This is a genomic window from Micromonospora sp. 4G55 (assembly GCF_016803375.1).
Window position 1 is genome coordinate 1 of record NZ_JAEVHN010000118.1, and the last position, 13,195, is coordinate 13,195.

Sequence of the window (13,195 nt, forward strand, 5' to 3'; positions counted from 1 at the left end):
GTACTGCTCGCGGATCAGCCCGCCCGCCTTCGCCGACCAGGGCAGCAGCTCGCAGTCGAGCAGCAGCGCGTCGGTGCCCAGCTCGGCCCAGAGGCCGGCGGCGGTCACCGCCGCGCGTACCCGGGCCAGCAACTGCTCGTCGAGCGGCGCGCCGAAGAACGGCCGGCCGGTGCGGGTGTGCACCACGCCGCCGCCGAACGGCCCACCGGTGGGCTCCCGCTCCACCAGCACCACCGCCCGCGAGCCCATGTGCTTCTCCTCGCAGACCACCCGGTCCACGCCCGCGGCCCGGTAGTCCTCGAACGCCTGCGCCGGGTGCTCCAGGAAGCCCTCGACGGTGGCGGTGGAGCAGGGCGCCATGGTCGGCGGCAGCCAGACCAGCCGGCCCGGGTCGACCGCGAACCGGCTCATCACCTCCAGCGCGGCGGCGGCGTTCTCCGCCGGCACGGTCAGCGTCCCGTACGCGTGCTCGAGGTGCCGGCGGCCGGTGACGTCCGTCAGGTCCAGCACCGTGTCCGGTCGGGCGGGGGCGCTGACCAGCGGGCGGACCGGGGCGTACCACTCCTTGCCCGCCGGCACGGCGACCAGTTCCTTCTCCGGGTAGCGCAGGGCGGTGAGCCGGCCGCCGAAGACGCAGCCGGTGTCGATGCAGATGGTGTTGTTCACCCACTCCGGCTCCGGGGTCGGCGTGTGGCCGTACACGACCATGGCCGAGCCCCGGTAGTCGCGCGCCCACGGGTAGCGCACCGGCAGGCCGTACTCGTCGGTCTCCCCGGTGGTCTCCCCGAAGAGCGCGAACGCGCGGACCCGGCCGGACGCGCGGCCCTGGTAGGCCTCCTTCAGGCCGGCGTGCGCGACCACCAGCCGGCCGCCGTCCAGCACGAAGTGGCTGACCAGGCCGTCGACGAAGGCGGAGACCTCCGCGACGAACTCCGCCGGCTCCGACTCCAGCTGGGCCATCGTCTCGGCCAGGCCGTGGGTGAGCCGCACGTCCCGGCCGCGCAGCTTGCGCAGCAGCTTCTGCTCGTGGTTGCCCGGCACGCAGATCGCGTGCCCGGCCGCCACCATCCCCATCACCAGGCGGAGCACGCCGGGGGAGTCCGGGCCGCGGTCCACCAGGTCACCCACGAAGACAGCGGTACGACCAGCCGGGTGCACCGCGTCCACCGGGCGGCCCGCGTCGTCGCGGCGCAGCGACCAGCCGAGCCGGAGCAGCAGCGCCTCCAGCTCCTCCCGGCAGCCGTGCACGTCACCGACGATGTCGAACGGCCCGGTCAGCTCCCGCCGGTCGTTGAAGAGCTTCTCGTACCGGATCTCCGCGGCCTCGATCTCCTCGACGCCGCGCAGCACGTGCACCTTGCGGAAGCCCTCCCGGGCCAGCAGCCCGTACGTCCGGCGCAGGTCCCGCTGCATCCGGGTCAGCACCTGCCGGCCGAAGGTCCGGTCGGCCCGCCCCTCGGTCCGCTCCCAGGCCAGTGCCTCCGGCACGTCCAGCACGATCGCCACCGGCAGCACGTCGTGCTCCCGGGCCACCCGGACCAGTCCGGCCCGCGCGTGCGACTGGAGGTTGGTCGCGTCGACCACCGTCAGCCGGCCCCGACGCAGCCGGGTGGCGGCGATGTGGTGCAGCGCCTCGAACGCGTCGGCGGAGGCGGACTGGTCGTTCTCGTCGTCGGCGACCATCGCCCGGAACATGTCCGAGGAGAGCACCTGGCTGGGCAGGAAGTGCCGGCGGGCGAAGGTCGACTTGCCCGATCCGGAGACGCCGACCAGCGCCACCAGGGCCAGCTCGGGGATGTCGAGGGTGGTCATCGCTCCTCCTTCCGGTCGGTCGTGGCGTTCTCGGTCGTGGTGTTTTCGATCGTGGTCAGGACAGCCAACTGGGTGGGGGCGCCCACCTCCGGGTCCTCCTCCCCGACGCCGCCGATCGTGGCGGTGTAGCCGTACGTCGCGGTCACCCGCTCGACCCAGGCGGCGAACTCGGCGCGGGTCCACTCGAAGCGGTGGTCGGCGTGCCGGAACCGCCCCGCCGGCAGTCCCTCGTAGCGGACGTTGTACTCGGCGTTCGGCGTGGTCACCACCACGGTGCCCGGCCGGGCATGGCCCAGCACCGCGTCCTCCAGCGCCGGCAGCCGGGGCGGGTCGAGATGCTCGATCACCTCCATCAGCACCGCCGCGTCGTAGCCGCGCAGCCGGTCGTCCCGGTAGGTGAGGGCGGACTGCCAGAGCCGGATCCGGTCGCGCTGCCGCTCCGGCAGCCGGTCCAGGCGCAGCCGGCGGGCGGCCAGCGTCAGCGCGTGGGTGGAGACGTCGGTGCCGACGACCTCCGTGAAGCGCCGATCGGCGACCAGGGCGGTGAGCAGCGCGCCGCCACCGCAGCCGAGGTCGAGCACCCGGGTCGCGCCGCTGGCTGCGAGCGCGGCGAGCACCGCCTCGCGCCGCCGTACCGCCAGCGACGCCCGCCCCGGTCCGGCCGCATCCGTCGTCCCGGCCGCTCCGCCTTCGGGTCCCGCTGCACCGGGGCTCTCGTCAGGGGTGCCGGCGTCGGGTCCGGCCACGCCGGTCACGTGGCCCGGGTCGGCCGGGGGCTCGTCGATGCTGTCGTCGGGCAGCGGCTCGTCGGCGAGGCGCAGCTCGGTCAGCCGCGCCAGCGCCTGCCCGGCCAGCGCCCGGCGGTGGGCCAGGTAGCGACGGGTGATCAGGGCCCGCTCCGGGTGGTCGGCCAGCCAGCCCGCGCCCGCGCGGAGCAGCTTGTCGATCTCGTCCGGCGCCACCCAGTAGTGCTTCGCGTCGTCCAGCACGGGCAGCAGGACGTACAGGTGGTTGAGGGCGTCGGCGACCCGGAGGGTGCCGGTCAGGACCAGGTCGACGTACCGGCTGTCACCCCAGTCGGGGTGCTGCTCGTCCAGCGGGATCGGGGTGGCGGTGACCGTCCAGCCGAGCGGGGCGAAGAGCCGGCCGGCCACGTCCGCGCCGCCGCGGCAGCGCAGCACCGGCACCCGTACCTCCAGCGGGATCGCGGTGCCGGCCAGCTCCGGGCGGTCCCGGGACTCGCCGCGCAGCGCCGACCGGAACACCGTGGACAGTGCCGAGGCGAGCAGGCTGGACGCGGCGTACGCCCGATCGTTGACGTACTGACCGAGGGTGAAGCTCTCCGGGGTGCTGGCCTGCTTGCGGCCGCCACGCCGCCCCACGCCGAGCCGCTGCGGGTCGACCTCGACCAGCAGGGCGGCGGTGCACCGGTCCTCGTCCGCCTCGGGGTAGAAGACGTGCGCGGTGCCGGCCGGCAGTTCGAACGACTGCACGCGGTCAGGGTGCTTGACCAGCAGGTACCCGAGGTCGGTCGCCGGCCGGTGGGTGGTGGTCAGGGTGAGCAGCACGGGCTCATGGTCTCAGGGGCTTCGATCTTGCGTCGTCCCGTTTTCTGCTCCCTGTGGTGGGGTTACCGGGGAAGCCCCACTGGGAAGACGGCGGCGCCCCGCCGACCGGTGGTCGACGGGGCGCCGGGTGGAGCGGGTGGGATCAGGCGACGAAGCGGGTACGGCGGCGGCGGGCCACCACGTAACCGCCGACGCCGGCGGCGAGCAGCAGGCCGCCGATGCCGGCGATCAGACCCGTGTTCTCACCGGTGATCGGCAGCGACCCACCGTCGCCGCCACCGTTGCCACCGTTGCCCGGCTTGATGACGACGGCCGCCTCGTTGTTGTCCGCCTTCGGGTCGCCGTCCAGGTGGGTGGTCACCTTGCCGGAGGTCGGGCCGGTCAGCTTGTCGATCCGCAGGGTGAAGGGGTACTTGCCGCCCACGCCCGGCTCCGGGTCACCCGCGGAGATGCAGCCGTACAGGTCGGCGCCCGGCTCACCCGCGTGGTCCCACGGGTTCCAGGGCTCCTCGCTGTCCTTGTCGTACGGCGCGCACTCCTCCGAAACCTCGATCGCCTCGGTGCCCTTCGGGATCTCGACGGTCACGATCGGCTCGGTGAGCCGCCAGGCGTCCACCGTGGCGGGACCCAGGTTCGTGAAGCCGGCGGTCACCGTGACCTTGTCGCCGACCTTGCCGGTGGCGGTGCTGCCCACGGCGGCCAGGTCGGCCGGGTTGTTTCCGCCGACCTTGATGTCGACGACCGTGAAGTTGTTCGTCTGGTCCACGTCGGTCTGCGGGACGGACGCCTGCCGGGCGGCCGGCAGCTCGACCAGGCTGAGCTTGTCACCGGTGCCCGGAGTACCCGGCGGCAGCGGGAAGTCGGGGTCGTCGATGATCTGGGTCCAGTCGTCCTTGGTCAACCAGTCGACGTAGTTCTCCAGCTCACTCCCCGTACGGGCGCCCTTGTCCAGCTTGACCGGGAGCTTCTCGGAGAGCCGGTAGCTCTTGCCCGGCTCGAGGTCGGTGTCGAAGGTGCAGATGACGGCCAGGTACTCGATGTCTTCGCAGTTGCTGAAGTTACCGACGTACGGGCTGCGGTAGTCGGCCTGCAGCCGCAGCACCGCGCCGTGCGCCGTGTTGTCGCCCGAGTTGCGGACCACGTCGCCGGGCAGCCCCACGGTGGCGCCCGGATCGCCGTCGACCGTGGCCTCCGGCTCGGACTGGAGGTCGACGCCCTCGGCGATGGTGACCGTGACGCTGCTGCTGGCGGTCCGGCCGCCGCCGGCCGCCTTGATGCCCAGGTCGGCCTTCTGCCCGGGCTTCGCGTCCGCCTTGGCGGTCAGGTAGTAGTCGAGGCTGGGCACGCCCCACTCATCGGCCTCGGCCTCGCAGTGCAGGGTGTCGCCGGAGGGGGCGCACTCCCAGTCGGAGCTGGCCAGCTCGATGGTGGCGACGTCGTTGACCTCGGACAGGTCCAGGTCCAGGGTCGCGCTCTTCAGCTGTTCCTCGCCGGCGATGTACGTGGCGATGAAGTTGTACGTGGTGTGTTCCGGCGCGACCAGGACGTCCCAGGCGACGATCTCCAGGGGGTCTGCCGCGTGGGCGGGGGTGGCGGAGGCGGCGACGAACGCGCCTGCGACGCCCAACCCGGCGAGCCAGCGCCGGGTGGAGTGCGTGAGCATGGGGGGTTCCTCCCGTGGGGGTGACAGGGTGGAGCCTGCGGATCTTAAGGACTCCTTAAAACTCTCCGTCACCCCGAATGGCCTGTGGACCAGGCAAACGAGCCGAACGGCTGAGCATCTTCCGACGCAACGGGCCGACCCTGGCGACGCCCCGTCACCAGGGCGGCGACGGGGCGTGACGCGGTGCTGGTCAGGCGACGAAGTCGGTGCGTCGGCGGCGGGCCAGCAGGACCCCAGTCGTACCGGCGGCGAGCAGCAGCCCGCCGACGGCCACCGTCAGGGCGGTGGATCCGCCGGTGATGGGCAGCGAGTCGTCGCCACCGCCGTTGCCGCCGGTTCCGGCCGGCGGGACGAGCACGATCTCCGCCCGGTCGTTGGCCGGGTCGGTGTCGGCCTCGACGTCGATGGTCACTCGCCCGCTGGTGGGCCGCGGCAGCCGGTCCACCCGCAGGGTGAAGGAGTACGAGACGGTCTCGCCGACACCGGCGATGTCGCCCGGGCCGCTGCAGCCGTACTCCCGCGCACCGGGTTGGCCGAACGTGTCGCCGGGTTTCCAGGGGCCGGCACCGATCGGCGCGCAACCCCAGTGCACCTCGACCGCGGTGGTGCCGTCCGGGATGCGGAACCGCACCAGCGGGATCTCCCGCCAGGTCTCCACCGGCGTGGGCCCGAGGTTGCGGAACCCGGGCGTCACCGTCACCCGGTCGCCGACCTTGGCGCTGACCCGCCCCCCGACGGCGGTCGCATCCGCGGTCCGGTCGCCGGTGACGGTGATGCCCACCGCGGTCCAGCTGTTCCAGGCGGCGGTGTCGGTCTGCCGCGCCGTCGGCTGCGCGATCAGGCGCAACTCGTCGCCGGTGCCGGGGGTGTCCGGTGGGAGCGGCACGTCCGGGTCCTGCTCGACCAGCGCCCAGTCGTCGGGGGTCCACCACTGCAGACGGTTGGGCAGCACGAGGCCGCTGCGCAGGAACGTCTTGAGGGTGAGCGGCAGCGGTGCCGACAGCCGGTAGCTGACCCCGGGCGCCAGTTCGGTGTCGAACCGGCAGATGGTGACCCGGGCCTCCTGGCGTCGGCAGTTGCGGAAGTCGTCGACCGACATGACGTCCATGTCGGCGTCGAGGGTCAGCACCGCGCCGTGCACCGGCACCGGGCCGGCATTGCGTACGGTGCTGGTCAGGTCGACGGTGCCGCCGGGCCCGGCGCGGAGCGCGGTCTTCGGCTCGGTCACCAGGTCGACGCCCTCGACCACACTGACCGTGATCTTCCGGGTGGCCGTGCCGACGGCCGAGGAAGCCTGGACGGTCAGCTCGGCCCGCCCGTCTAGCGGGGCGTCGGCCCGCGCGGCGAGCTGGAAGTAGAGGGTGGGCGTACGTCCCCACCTACCGAGAGCGCCCAGGCAGTGCAGAGTGTCGACGTGCCGGACGCAGTCCACCCGCCGTCGTCGGTCACCGTGAAGCTGCCGAGCGGGTCCCACTCGGACAGTTCGATGTCGAGGGCCACCGGGCTGCCGGCGGGGGAGGGGTCGACGTCGACCCGTACCGAGCCGGGGGCGCTGTGCCCCGGGGCGACCAGCAGGTTCCGGGCGGCGATCCGGAGTTCGCCGGCCGCCATCGCGGGTGTGGCGGTGGCGGCGACGAACGCGCCCGCGACGGCCGCGCCGGCGAGCCAGCGCCGGATGGAGTGCCGGAGCATCGACTGTCCTCCCGTTCGATGGCGGAGCGTGGTCAGCCTCTCACGGATGTCACTCTCCGCTCGCCTGCCGCGCCCGGCGAGCGGGTGGCGCAACGTTTCGGGCGCCCACTCCCGTCATCAGGGTCGGGACACCGGGAGGTGCAGTGACGTACGAGGAGTTCGCCGACTCGCGGCTGACCGCGCTGCTGCGGTACGCGGTCATGCTGACCGGCGATCCGCACCAGGCGCAGGACCTGGTGCAGGACACGATGGTCCGGGTCCAGCTGAACTGGCGGAGGGTGGCCCGGGCGGAGTCCCCGGAGCGCTACGTGCGCCGGATGCTGACCAACCAGTACGTCGACTGGCGGCGGGGCTCCTGGATGCGGCGGGTGCTGCTGCGCGGCGAGCCGGACGAGTCCGGGCCGCCGGCCGCCGACCACGCGCAGGACGCCGTGGACCGGGACCAGGTCTGGTCCCTGCTGGCCCGGTTGCCCCGCCGGCAGCGCGCCAGCCTGGTGCTCCGCTACTACGAGGACCTGCCGGACGCGGAGATCGCCGAGATCCTCGGCTGCGCCGTCGGGACCGTCCGCTCGTCCATCTCCCGGGCGCTGGCCACGCTGCGCGCCGAACACCTGGAGGTCTGCTCATGACCGTCGAGGAGGAGCTGCGGGCCGCCTTCGCGCGGCACGAGTCGCTCACCCCGCCGGCCGGGCCGCTGCGGGCGGCCGTCGACCGGATCGTCGTACGCCGTCGTCGCCGGCACCGTCGGCTCCAGGCCGGGGCTGGCGCGCTGGCGGTGCTGGGGCTGCTGGGCGTCGCGGTGCCACGGGTCGTCCCGTCGCTCGGCGGGCACACCGCCACCGCGGAGTTCCTCGCCGACCGGGTCGCGCCCAGTGGCGCGCTGAACGTGCTGCTGGTCGGGGTGGACGGTGCCCCCGACCCGCGGGTCGGGGGCACCGGTTCCGTCCCCCGCGCTGACTCCGTGCTGCTGGTGCACGTTCCGGCGGACCGGAGCCGGCTCTATCTCGTCTCGCTGCCGCGCGACCTGATGGTGGCGATCCCCGGGCACGGCACCGACAAGCTGAACAGCTCCTTCCAGTTCGGCGCCACCGCATCGCGGCCCGACCTGCGCCGGGGCTACGACCTGACCCGTCGGGTGGTCGGCGACACCACCGGCGTACGCATCGACGCCGGCGCCGTGCTGACGTACCCGGTGCTGCGGCGACTCACCGACGGCGTCGGCGGGGTGGAGGTCTGCCTGCCGGAGCGGGTCCGCTCGGTGCACACCCGGCGCGTCTTCCCGGCCGGCTGCCAGCGGCTGGACGGCACCGGCTCGATCGACCTGCTCCGGCAGCGTTACGGCATGACCTGGGGCGGCCAGGACCGGGACCGCAACGCCCAGCGCTACGCGGCAGGGTTGCTGCGGCAGCTCGACAGTGGGGAAGCCCTGCACAATCCGGTGGCGCTGAGCCGGCTGTTGGCCGTACTCGGCCCGGACCTGGTCACCGACACCGGCGACGCCTCGCTGCCGGACCTTCTCGCGCGCACCGTGCAGGCGTCTCGAGCCGCCCCGGTCGGTCTTGCCCTGCCGACCGTCGACTCGCCGAAACGGCCGGGCAACCTCTTGCTCGACGAGCGCGCCGCGCCGGCCTTCCTCACCGCGCTACGCCAGGACCGGCTGGCCGAGTGGGCGGCGGCGAACCCCGACCGGGTCACCGCCCTGGGGTCTCAGCGGTAGTCGTCCTCGTCGCCGGTGACCACCCGGGCCTGCTCCATCGCGTCCCAGTCGCCGACTTCGAGGCCACGGTGCGGCTCGGCGTCGGCGTCGCCCGGGTCGATCGAGGCGGCCTGCTCGACCGCGTCGGCCGGCTCGGCCTCCAGGTCGCGCTCCTCCGGGCTGAGGTGATCGCTCGGGGCGAAGTCCTCGTCGGGCTGACCCATCGTCGTCCCTCCCTGGTTCCGGCGGATTACCACCCCACACCGTACGGGCTGCGCGGCGCGGGTGCCCGGTGGGCGCGGCAAGCGGACTCGGTGGATCGTCCCACCGGGGCCTGCCGGCGGTGCCAGGATGGAGGCGTGGGCTTCCTGATCCGGCTGGCGATCACCGCGGTCGCGCTGTGGGTCACCACGCTGATCGTGCCCGGCGTCGACGTGACCGGCGGCAACGGCGCCGAAACGGCGTTCACCCTGATCGTGGTGGCGCTGATCTTCGGCGTGGTCAACGCCGTGCTCAAGCCGGTCATCAAGGTGGTCGGCTGCGTGTTCTACCTGCTCACCCTCGGTCTGATCGCGCTGGTGGTGAACGCGCTGCTGTTCCTGCTGACGGACTGGATCGCACGTGGGCTCGACCTGCCGTTCCGGGTGGACGGTTTCTGGGCCGCCTTCTGGGGGGCCATCGTGATGGCGGTGGTGAGCTGGCTGATCAGCGTCGCCGTACCGGACAGGCTGGCGGACCGGTGAGGGGAGGCGGTTGTGCCCGCCGCCACCTTCTACGGGATACTGCCGGCGGTGGACAGCGCGGTCCGGCGCACCCGATGGAAGACAGCGGCCAGCTCGGCCGAGAGCGGTAAGTAAGGAGCGTTCGACATGCCCATCGCTTCCCCCGAGACTTACGCGGAGATGCTGGACCGGGCCAAGTCCGGCCGGTTCGCGTACCCGGCGATCAACGTGACGTCCTCGCAGACGCTGAACGCGGCGCTGAAGGGTTTCGCCGACGCGGAGAGCGACGGCATCATCCAGGTCTCCACCGGTGGTGCCGAGTACCTGTCCGGCCCGTCGGTCAAGGACATGGTCACCGGCGCGGTGGCGTTCGCCGCGTACGCCCGCGAGGTGGCCAAGAACTACCCGGTCAACATCGCGCTGCACACCGACCACTGCCCGAAGGACAAGCTGGACAAGTTCGTCCGGCCGCTGATGGGGATCTCCCAGGAGCGGGTGAAGCGCGGCGAGGAGCCGCTGTTCCAGTCGCACATGTGGGACGGCTCGGCCGTGCCGGTGGCGGAGAACATGGAGATCGCCGCGCAGCTCCTCGACGAGGCCGCCAAGGGCAAGATCGTCCTCGAGATCGAGGTCGGTGTGGTCGGTGGCGAGGAGGACGGCGTCGAGAACGCCATCAACGAGAAGCTCTACACCACGGTCGAGGACGGCCTGGCCATGGTGGAGGCGCTCGGCCTGGGCGAGAAGGGCCGCTACATGGCGGCGCTGACCTTCGGCAACGTGCACGGCGTCTACAAGCCGGGCAACGTCAAGCTCCGCCCCGAGGTCCTCGACCACATCCAGATGGCGGTCGGCGCCAAGTACGGCAAGGAGAAGCCGCTCAGCCTGGTCTTCCACGGCGGTTCGGGCTCGCTGCTGTCGGAGATCCGTGAGGCGCTGGACTACGGCGTGGTCAAGATGAACATCGACACCGACACCCAGTACACCTTCACCCGTCCGGTCGCGGACCACATGTTCCGCAACTACGACGGCGTGCTGAAGGTCGACGGCGAGGTCGGCAACAAGAAGATGTACGACCCGCGCGTCTGGGGCAAGGCCGCCGAGGCCGGCATGGCCGCCCGCGTCGTGGAGGCCTGCGAGCACCTGCGCTCGACCGGCACCAAGATGAAGTAACAGCTGTCTGCACGACGGCCGGCTCCCCGCCCGGGAGCGGCGTCGGCGTCTCAGGCGGTCGCGGTGAGCACCCGGACGGCCTCCCGGACGTCGTCGGTCAGGTGCACGGTGGTCGACAGGTCACCGAACGGGGACGCCGCGAACAGCGGCCGCAGCAGCGACTCGATCGGCAGCTCCCGGGTCCAGTATGCGCGGTCCAGGAAGACGTACGCCCCGCTCGCCCCGTCGGTGCCGTAGTAGGTCTTCGTCGCCGCCTGGAACACCTCCTGCACGGTGCCCGCCCGGCCGGGCGCGAAGACGATCCCGCCCCGGGCCAGCCGCAGGATCGTGTCCTCCCGGATGGCGTTGGAGAAGTACTTGGCGATCCGCCCGGCGAAGAGGTTCGCCGGTTCGTGCCCGTACAGCCAGGTGGGGATCGCCAGCCCGCCGGAGCGGGCCCAGTCGAGCTCGGGCGCCCGCTGCTGCGGGACGGCCGGCCCGGTCGCGTACCGCTCGCGGACCGTCAGCGCCGCCGCCGTGTAGCGGTCGTGGTCGGTGAAGTCCGGCGCCACGGCGAGCAGGTCGATCGCGGCGGTCAGCTCCTCGGCCGGCAACCCGCGAGGAACGCGCCGAGGTTGGCCGCCTCCATCACGCCCGGTCCGCCGCCGGTCACCACCAGCCGGTCGGCCCGCGCCAGCTCCCAACCCAGCACCGCCGCCATCCGGTACGGCACGCTGCCGCGCGGCACGGCGTGCCCGCCCATCACCCCCACCACCGACTGCGGCCCGTGCGCCGCGAGCCAGGACGGGTGGCGTCGACCAGCGCGTTGTCCACGCCGTGGTCGTGCAGCCGCTGGCCGAGCGCCTCCCGGACGTCCGGCAGCGCGCCGCCGTGCTCGCGGAAGTGCGCGTACACCCGGGTGTCGTACATCCCGGCGAAGCCGCCCTCGGCGAACCCGGCGGCCAGCTCCTCCGGCGTGTAGAGGTGCGACGGCTGGGTCGGGTACGGCAGGCCGGAGAAGGGCGGCACCACGTTCGCCCCGCGCCGGACCAGGTCGGCGCCGACCTCCCGGGAGGCGAACCGGCAGCCGACGAAGAGGGTGCCGGCGACCTCGGTGCGGGTCAGGTCGGGGATAGGGTCCAGGTCGAGGCGGAGTCCCTGCACGGTCAGGCCGGCGAGGCTGCCGCTGGCCAGCCGCCGGTCGAACTCGGCGCGGGTCTCGATTTCGTCGTGGCTGGTGTCGTGCGGCGCGATGACGTCCGCGGGAGGTGGGGTCGGCACCAGGCCATCCTGCCCGGGCCGGGCAATGGCCCAAACCTGCCGGTCCGCGGACCGGGACGACAGGAGCCCGGCGGTCGAAACCACCGGGCTCCTGCGTAACCGGGTCCTGGGGAGGCTCCGGATTAATAGTTGTAATGGAAAACATCTCGCGGCGGCATGGGCCGCAGGCGTGACGGACGCCTCCCCCGTTCAGCCAGCGCGCTGGGCCGATCCTCTCGCGCGCGGTGGGGCGAAGCCGGTTGAATGGGACGATGCAGAACCTGTTGCCTGAGCCACCGGCCACCCTCCTGCCCGCGCACGAAGAGGCCGACGCCACGCTCGCGGCCGCCGCCGAGAAGGGCACCGACGAGGCGTACGCCGAGGTCGCGGCCCGCTTCCCGACCTACAGTGCGGCCTGGGCGGTGCTGGCGACCCGGGCCTTCAACGCCGGCCAGGTCATTCCCGCGTACGCCTACGCCCGCACCGGCTATCACCGCGGCTTGGACCAGCTGCGTCGCAGCGGCTGGAAGGGCCACGGGCCGGTGCCCTGGTCGCACGGCCCCAACCAGGGCTTCCTCCGCTGCCTGTACGTCCTGTCCCGGGCGGCGGGCGAGATCGGCGAGGCGGACGAGGCGGCCCGCTGCGCGCAGTTCCTGCGCGACTGCGACCCGGCCGCCGGGGACGCCCTCGCCAGCGAGTGACGCATCGCGACGGCGGCCCGGCGCTGACCGGGCGGCCGTGGCGGCTACAAGCCCTCGGCCACCGCGGCGGCGATCTTCAGCCAGGCGTCCCGGGTCGCGGAGGAGAGCCCGCCGTACCGGATCGGCTCCCCGGTGTCGATCAGACGCTCGTACGGCGCGAGCAGCACCGCCCGGGTGCGGGCGGCGAAGTGCTCCTGGATCGCGGGCAGGTCGATCTCCTTGCGGGACGGCGGCATCGACACCACCGTCACCGCCTGCCGGACCAGCCGCTGTCGGCCGCTCTGCTCCAGGTGGTCGAGCATCCGGGCGGCCGTCTCCGCCGAGTCGTTCCGGGCCGACATGGTCACCACCAGCTGGTCGGTGGCGTCCATCGCGGCCTGCCAGTTCTGCGCCCGGACGTTGTTCCCGGTGTCCACGAAGATCAGCTTGTAGAACCGGCTGACCACCTCACGGATCTCCGCGAAGGCCGCCGCGGTGAGCATCTCCCCGCCGGTGGCCGACTCGTCCGAGGCGAGCACGTCGAACATCCCCTCGCCCTGCGAGCGGACGTACTGCGACAGGTCGCCGATCCGGCCGTGCGCGCCCTGGAACTGCCCGAGGTCGCGCAGCATGTCCCGGACCGTACGGGAGTGGAAGTCCTGCTGGGCGCGCATGCCCAGGGTGCCCTGGGTCTCGTTGTTGTCCCAGGCCAGCACGTACCCGCCGCGCTTCTGGCCGAAGGTCATCGCGAGCAGCAGGATGGCCACCGTCTTGCCGGCGCCGCCCTTCGGGTTCACCACGGTCACCTGGCGCAGCCCGCCGAAGTTGCGGCGGACCATCTCGACGTCCCGCTTGATCTCCTGCTCGTGCCGCCCCGGCGGCAGCTTCAGGCCGATCTTGTTGACCACCGCCCGTACCCCCATGGTGGCGACCGGGTCGGCCGGGCGGGCCTG

Annotated in this window: 12 protein-coding genes and 1 pseudogene; 5 read left to right on the forward strand and 8 right to left on the reverse strand. The window is 72.9% G+C overall.

Features of this window, described 5'->3' with window-relative positions; translation table 11 throughout:
• The 5 genes from JNW89_RS12805 to JNW89_RS12825 form a co-directional block, all read right to left on the reverse strand.
• On the reverse strand, positions 1 to 1,812 hold a 1,812-nt coding region (locus JNW89_RS12805), incomplete at its 3' end, for a polynucleotide kinase-phosphatase (RefSeq protein WP_238449101.1).
• Entirely contained in the window at positions 1,809 to 3,380 is a 1,572-nt protein-coding gene (locus JNW89_RS12810) for a 3' terminal RNA ribose 2'-O-methyltransferase Hen1 (protein ID WP_238449102.1), read from the reverse strand. The genes JNW89_RS12805 and JNW89_RS12810, both read right to left, overlap by 4 nt.
• Positions 3,381 to 3,522: 142 nt before the next feature.
• Positions 3,523 to 5,043, reverse strand: coding sequence for an LPXTG cell wall anchor domain-containing protein (locus tag JNW89_RS12815; protein WP_238449103.1), 1,521 nt, complete (start codon positions 5,041 to 5,043; stop codon positions 3,523 to 3,525).
• Between the two features lie 190 nt (positions 5,044 to 5,233).
• The gene (locus JNW89_RS12820) at positions 5,234 to 6,475 is read right to left on the reverse strand and encodes an LPXTG cell wall anchor domain-containing protein (RefSeq protein WP_238449104.1); all 1,242 of its coding nucleotides are present in this window, start codon (positions 6,473 to 6,475) and stop codon (positions 5,234 to 5,236) included.
• Complete coding sequence (locus tag JNW89_RS12825; RefSeq protein WP_238449105.1) at positions 6,364 to 6,735, reverse strand: hypothetical protein; 372 nt, start codon at positions 6,733 to 6,735, stop codon at positions 6,364 to 6,366. Before JNW89_RS12825 ends, JNW89_RS12820 begins: the two co-directional genes overlap by 112 nt.
• Before the next feature lie 143 nt (positions 6,736 to 6,878).
• Here JNW89_RS12825 and JNW89_RS12830 point away from each other — a divergent pair, with 143 nt between their 5' ends.
• Together JNW89_RS12830 and JNW89_RS12835 are read left to right on the forward strand one after the other, a co-directional pair.
• Positions 6,879 to 7,364 carry a SigE family RNA polymerase sigma factor gene (locus JNW89_RS12830; RefSeq protein ID WP_238449106.1) on the forward strand — a complete coding sequence of 162 codons (486 nt, stop codon included), beginning with the start codon at positions 6,879 to 6,881 and terminating at the stop codon, positions 7,362 to 7,364.
• Positions 7,361 to 8,452, forward strand: coding sequence for an LCP family protein (locus JNW89_RS12835; RefSeq protein ID WP_238449107.1), 1,092 nt, complete (start codon positions 7,361 to 7,363; stop codon positions 8,450 to 8,452). Before JNW89_RS12830 ends, JNW89_RS12835 begins: the two co-directional genes overlap by 4 nt.
• Here the strand turns inward: JNW89_RS12835 and JNW89_RS12840 are convergent.
• Positions 8,443 to 8,655 (reverse strand): hypothetical protein, encoded by a 213-nt coding sequence (locus JNW89_RS12840; RefSeq protein WP_238449108.1) that lies wholly within the window; start codon positions 8,653 to 8,655, stop codon positions 8,443 to 8,445. The genes JNW89_RS12835 and JNW89_RS12840 overlap by 10 nt on opposite strands.
• Before the next feature lie 135 nt (positions 8,656 to 8,790).
• On the opposite strand from JNW89_RS12840, the gene JNW89_RS12845 reads away from it, so the two are divergent.
• Positions 8,791 to 9,174, forward strand: coding sequence for a phage holin family protein (locus tag JNW89_RS12845; protein WP_238449109.1), 384 nt, complete (start codon positions 8,791 to 8,793; stop codon positions 9,172 to 9,174).
• Positions 9,175 to 9,300: 126 nt separating this feature from the next.
• Positions 9,301 to 10,323, forward strand: a complete 1,023-nt coding sequence (fbaA, locus tag JNW89_RS12850; protein ID WP_238449110.1) for a class II fructose-bisphosphate aldolase — start codon at positions 9,301 to 9,303, stop codon at positions 10,321 to 10,323.
• A gap of 50 nt (positions 10,324 to 10,373) precedes the next feature.
• On the opposite strand, the pseudogene JNW89_RS38730 reads toward fbaA, so the two are convergent.
• Positions 10,374 to 11,583 (reverse strand): annotated as a pseudogene (locus JNW89_RS38730) (LOG family protein).
• Positions 11,584 to 11,834: 251 nt separating this feature from the next.
• Here JNW89_RS38730 and JNW89_RS12870 point away from each other — a divergent pair.
• Entirely contained in the window at positions 11,835 to 12,263 is a 429-nt protein-coding gene (locus tag JNW89_RS12870) for a DUF3151 domain-containing protein (RefSeq protein WP_088959499.1), read from the forward strand.
• A gap of 44 nt (positions 12,264 to 12,307) precedes the next feature.
• Here JNW89_RS12870 and JNW89_RS12875 read toward each other — a convergent pair.
• The coding region (locus JNW89_RS12875) for a ParA family protein (protein ID WP_238449114.1) at positions 12,308 to 13,195 on the reverse strand (888 nt) is incomplete at its 5' end.

Bases quoted from the DNA above. Each gene is read 5' to 3' on its own strand.
- JNW89_RS12815 (WP_238449103.1), bottom strand. From the start codon at position 5,043: ATGCTCACGCACTCCACCCGGCGCTGGCTCGCCGGGTTGGGCGTCGCA.
- JNW89_RS12825 (WP_238449105.1), bottom strand. From the start codon at position 6,735: ATGCTCCGGCACTCCATCCGGCGCTGGCTCGCCGGCGCGGCCGTCGCG.
- JNW89_RS12835 (WP_238449107.1), top strand. From the start codon at position 7,361: ATGACCGTCGAGGAGGAGCTGCGGGCCGCCTTCGCGCGGCACGAGTCG.
- JNW89_RS12840 (WP_238449108.1), bottom strand. From the start codon at position 8,655: ATGGGTCAGCCCGACGAGGACTTCGCCCCGAGCGATCACCTCAGCCCG.
- fbaA (WP_238449110.1), top strand. From the start codon at position 9,301: ATGCCCATCGCTTCCCCCGAGACTTACGCGGAGATGCTGGACCGGGCC.
- JNW89_RS12870 (WP_088959499.1), top strand. From the start codon at position 11,835: ATGCAGAACCTGTTGCCTGAGCCACCGGCCACCCTCCTGCCCGCGCAC.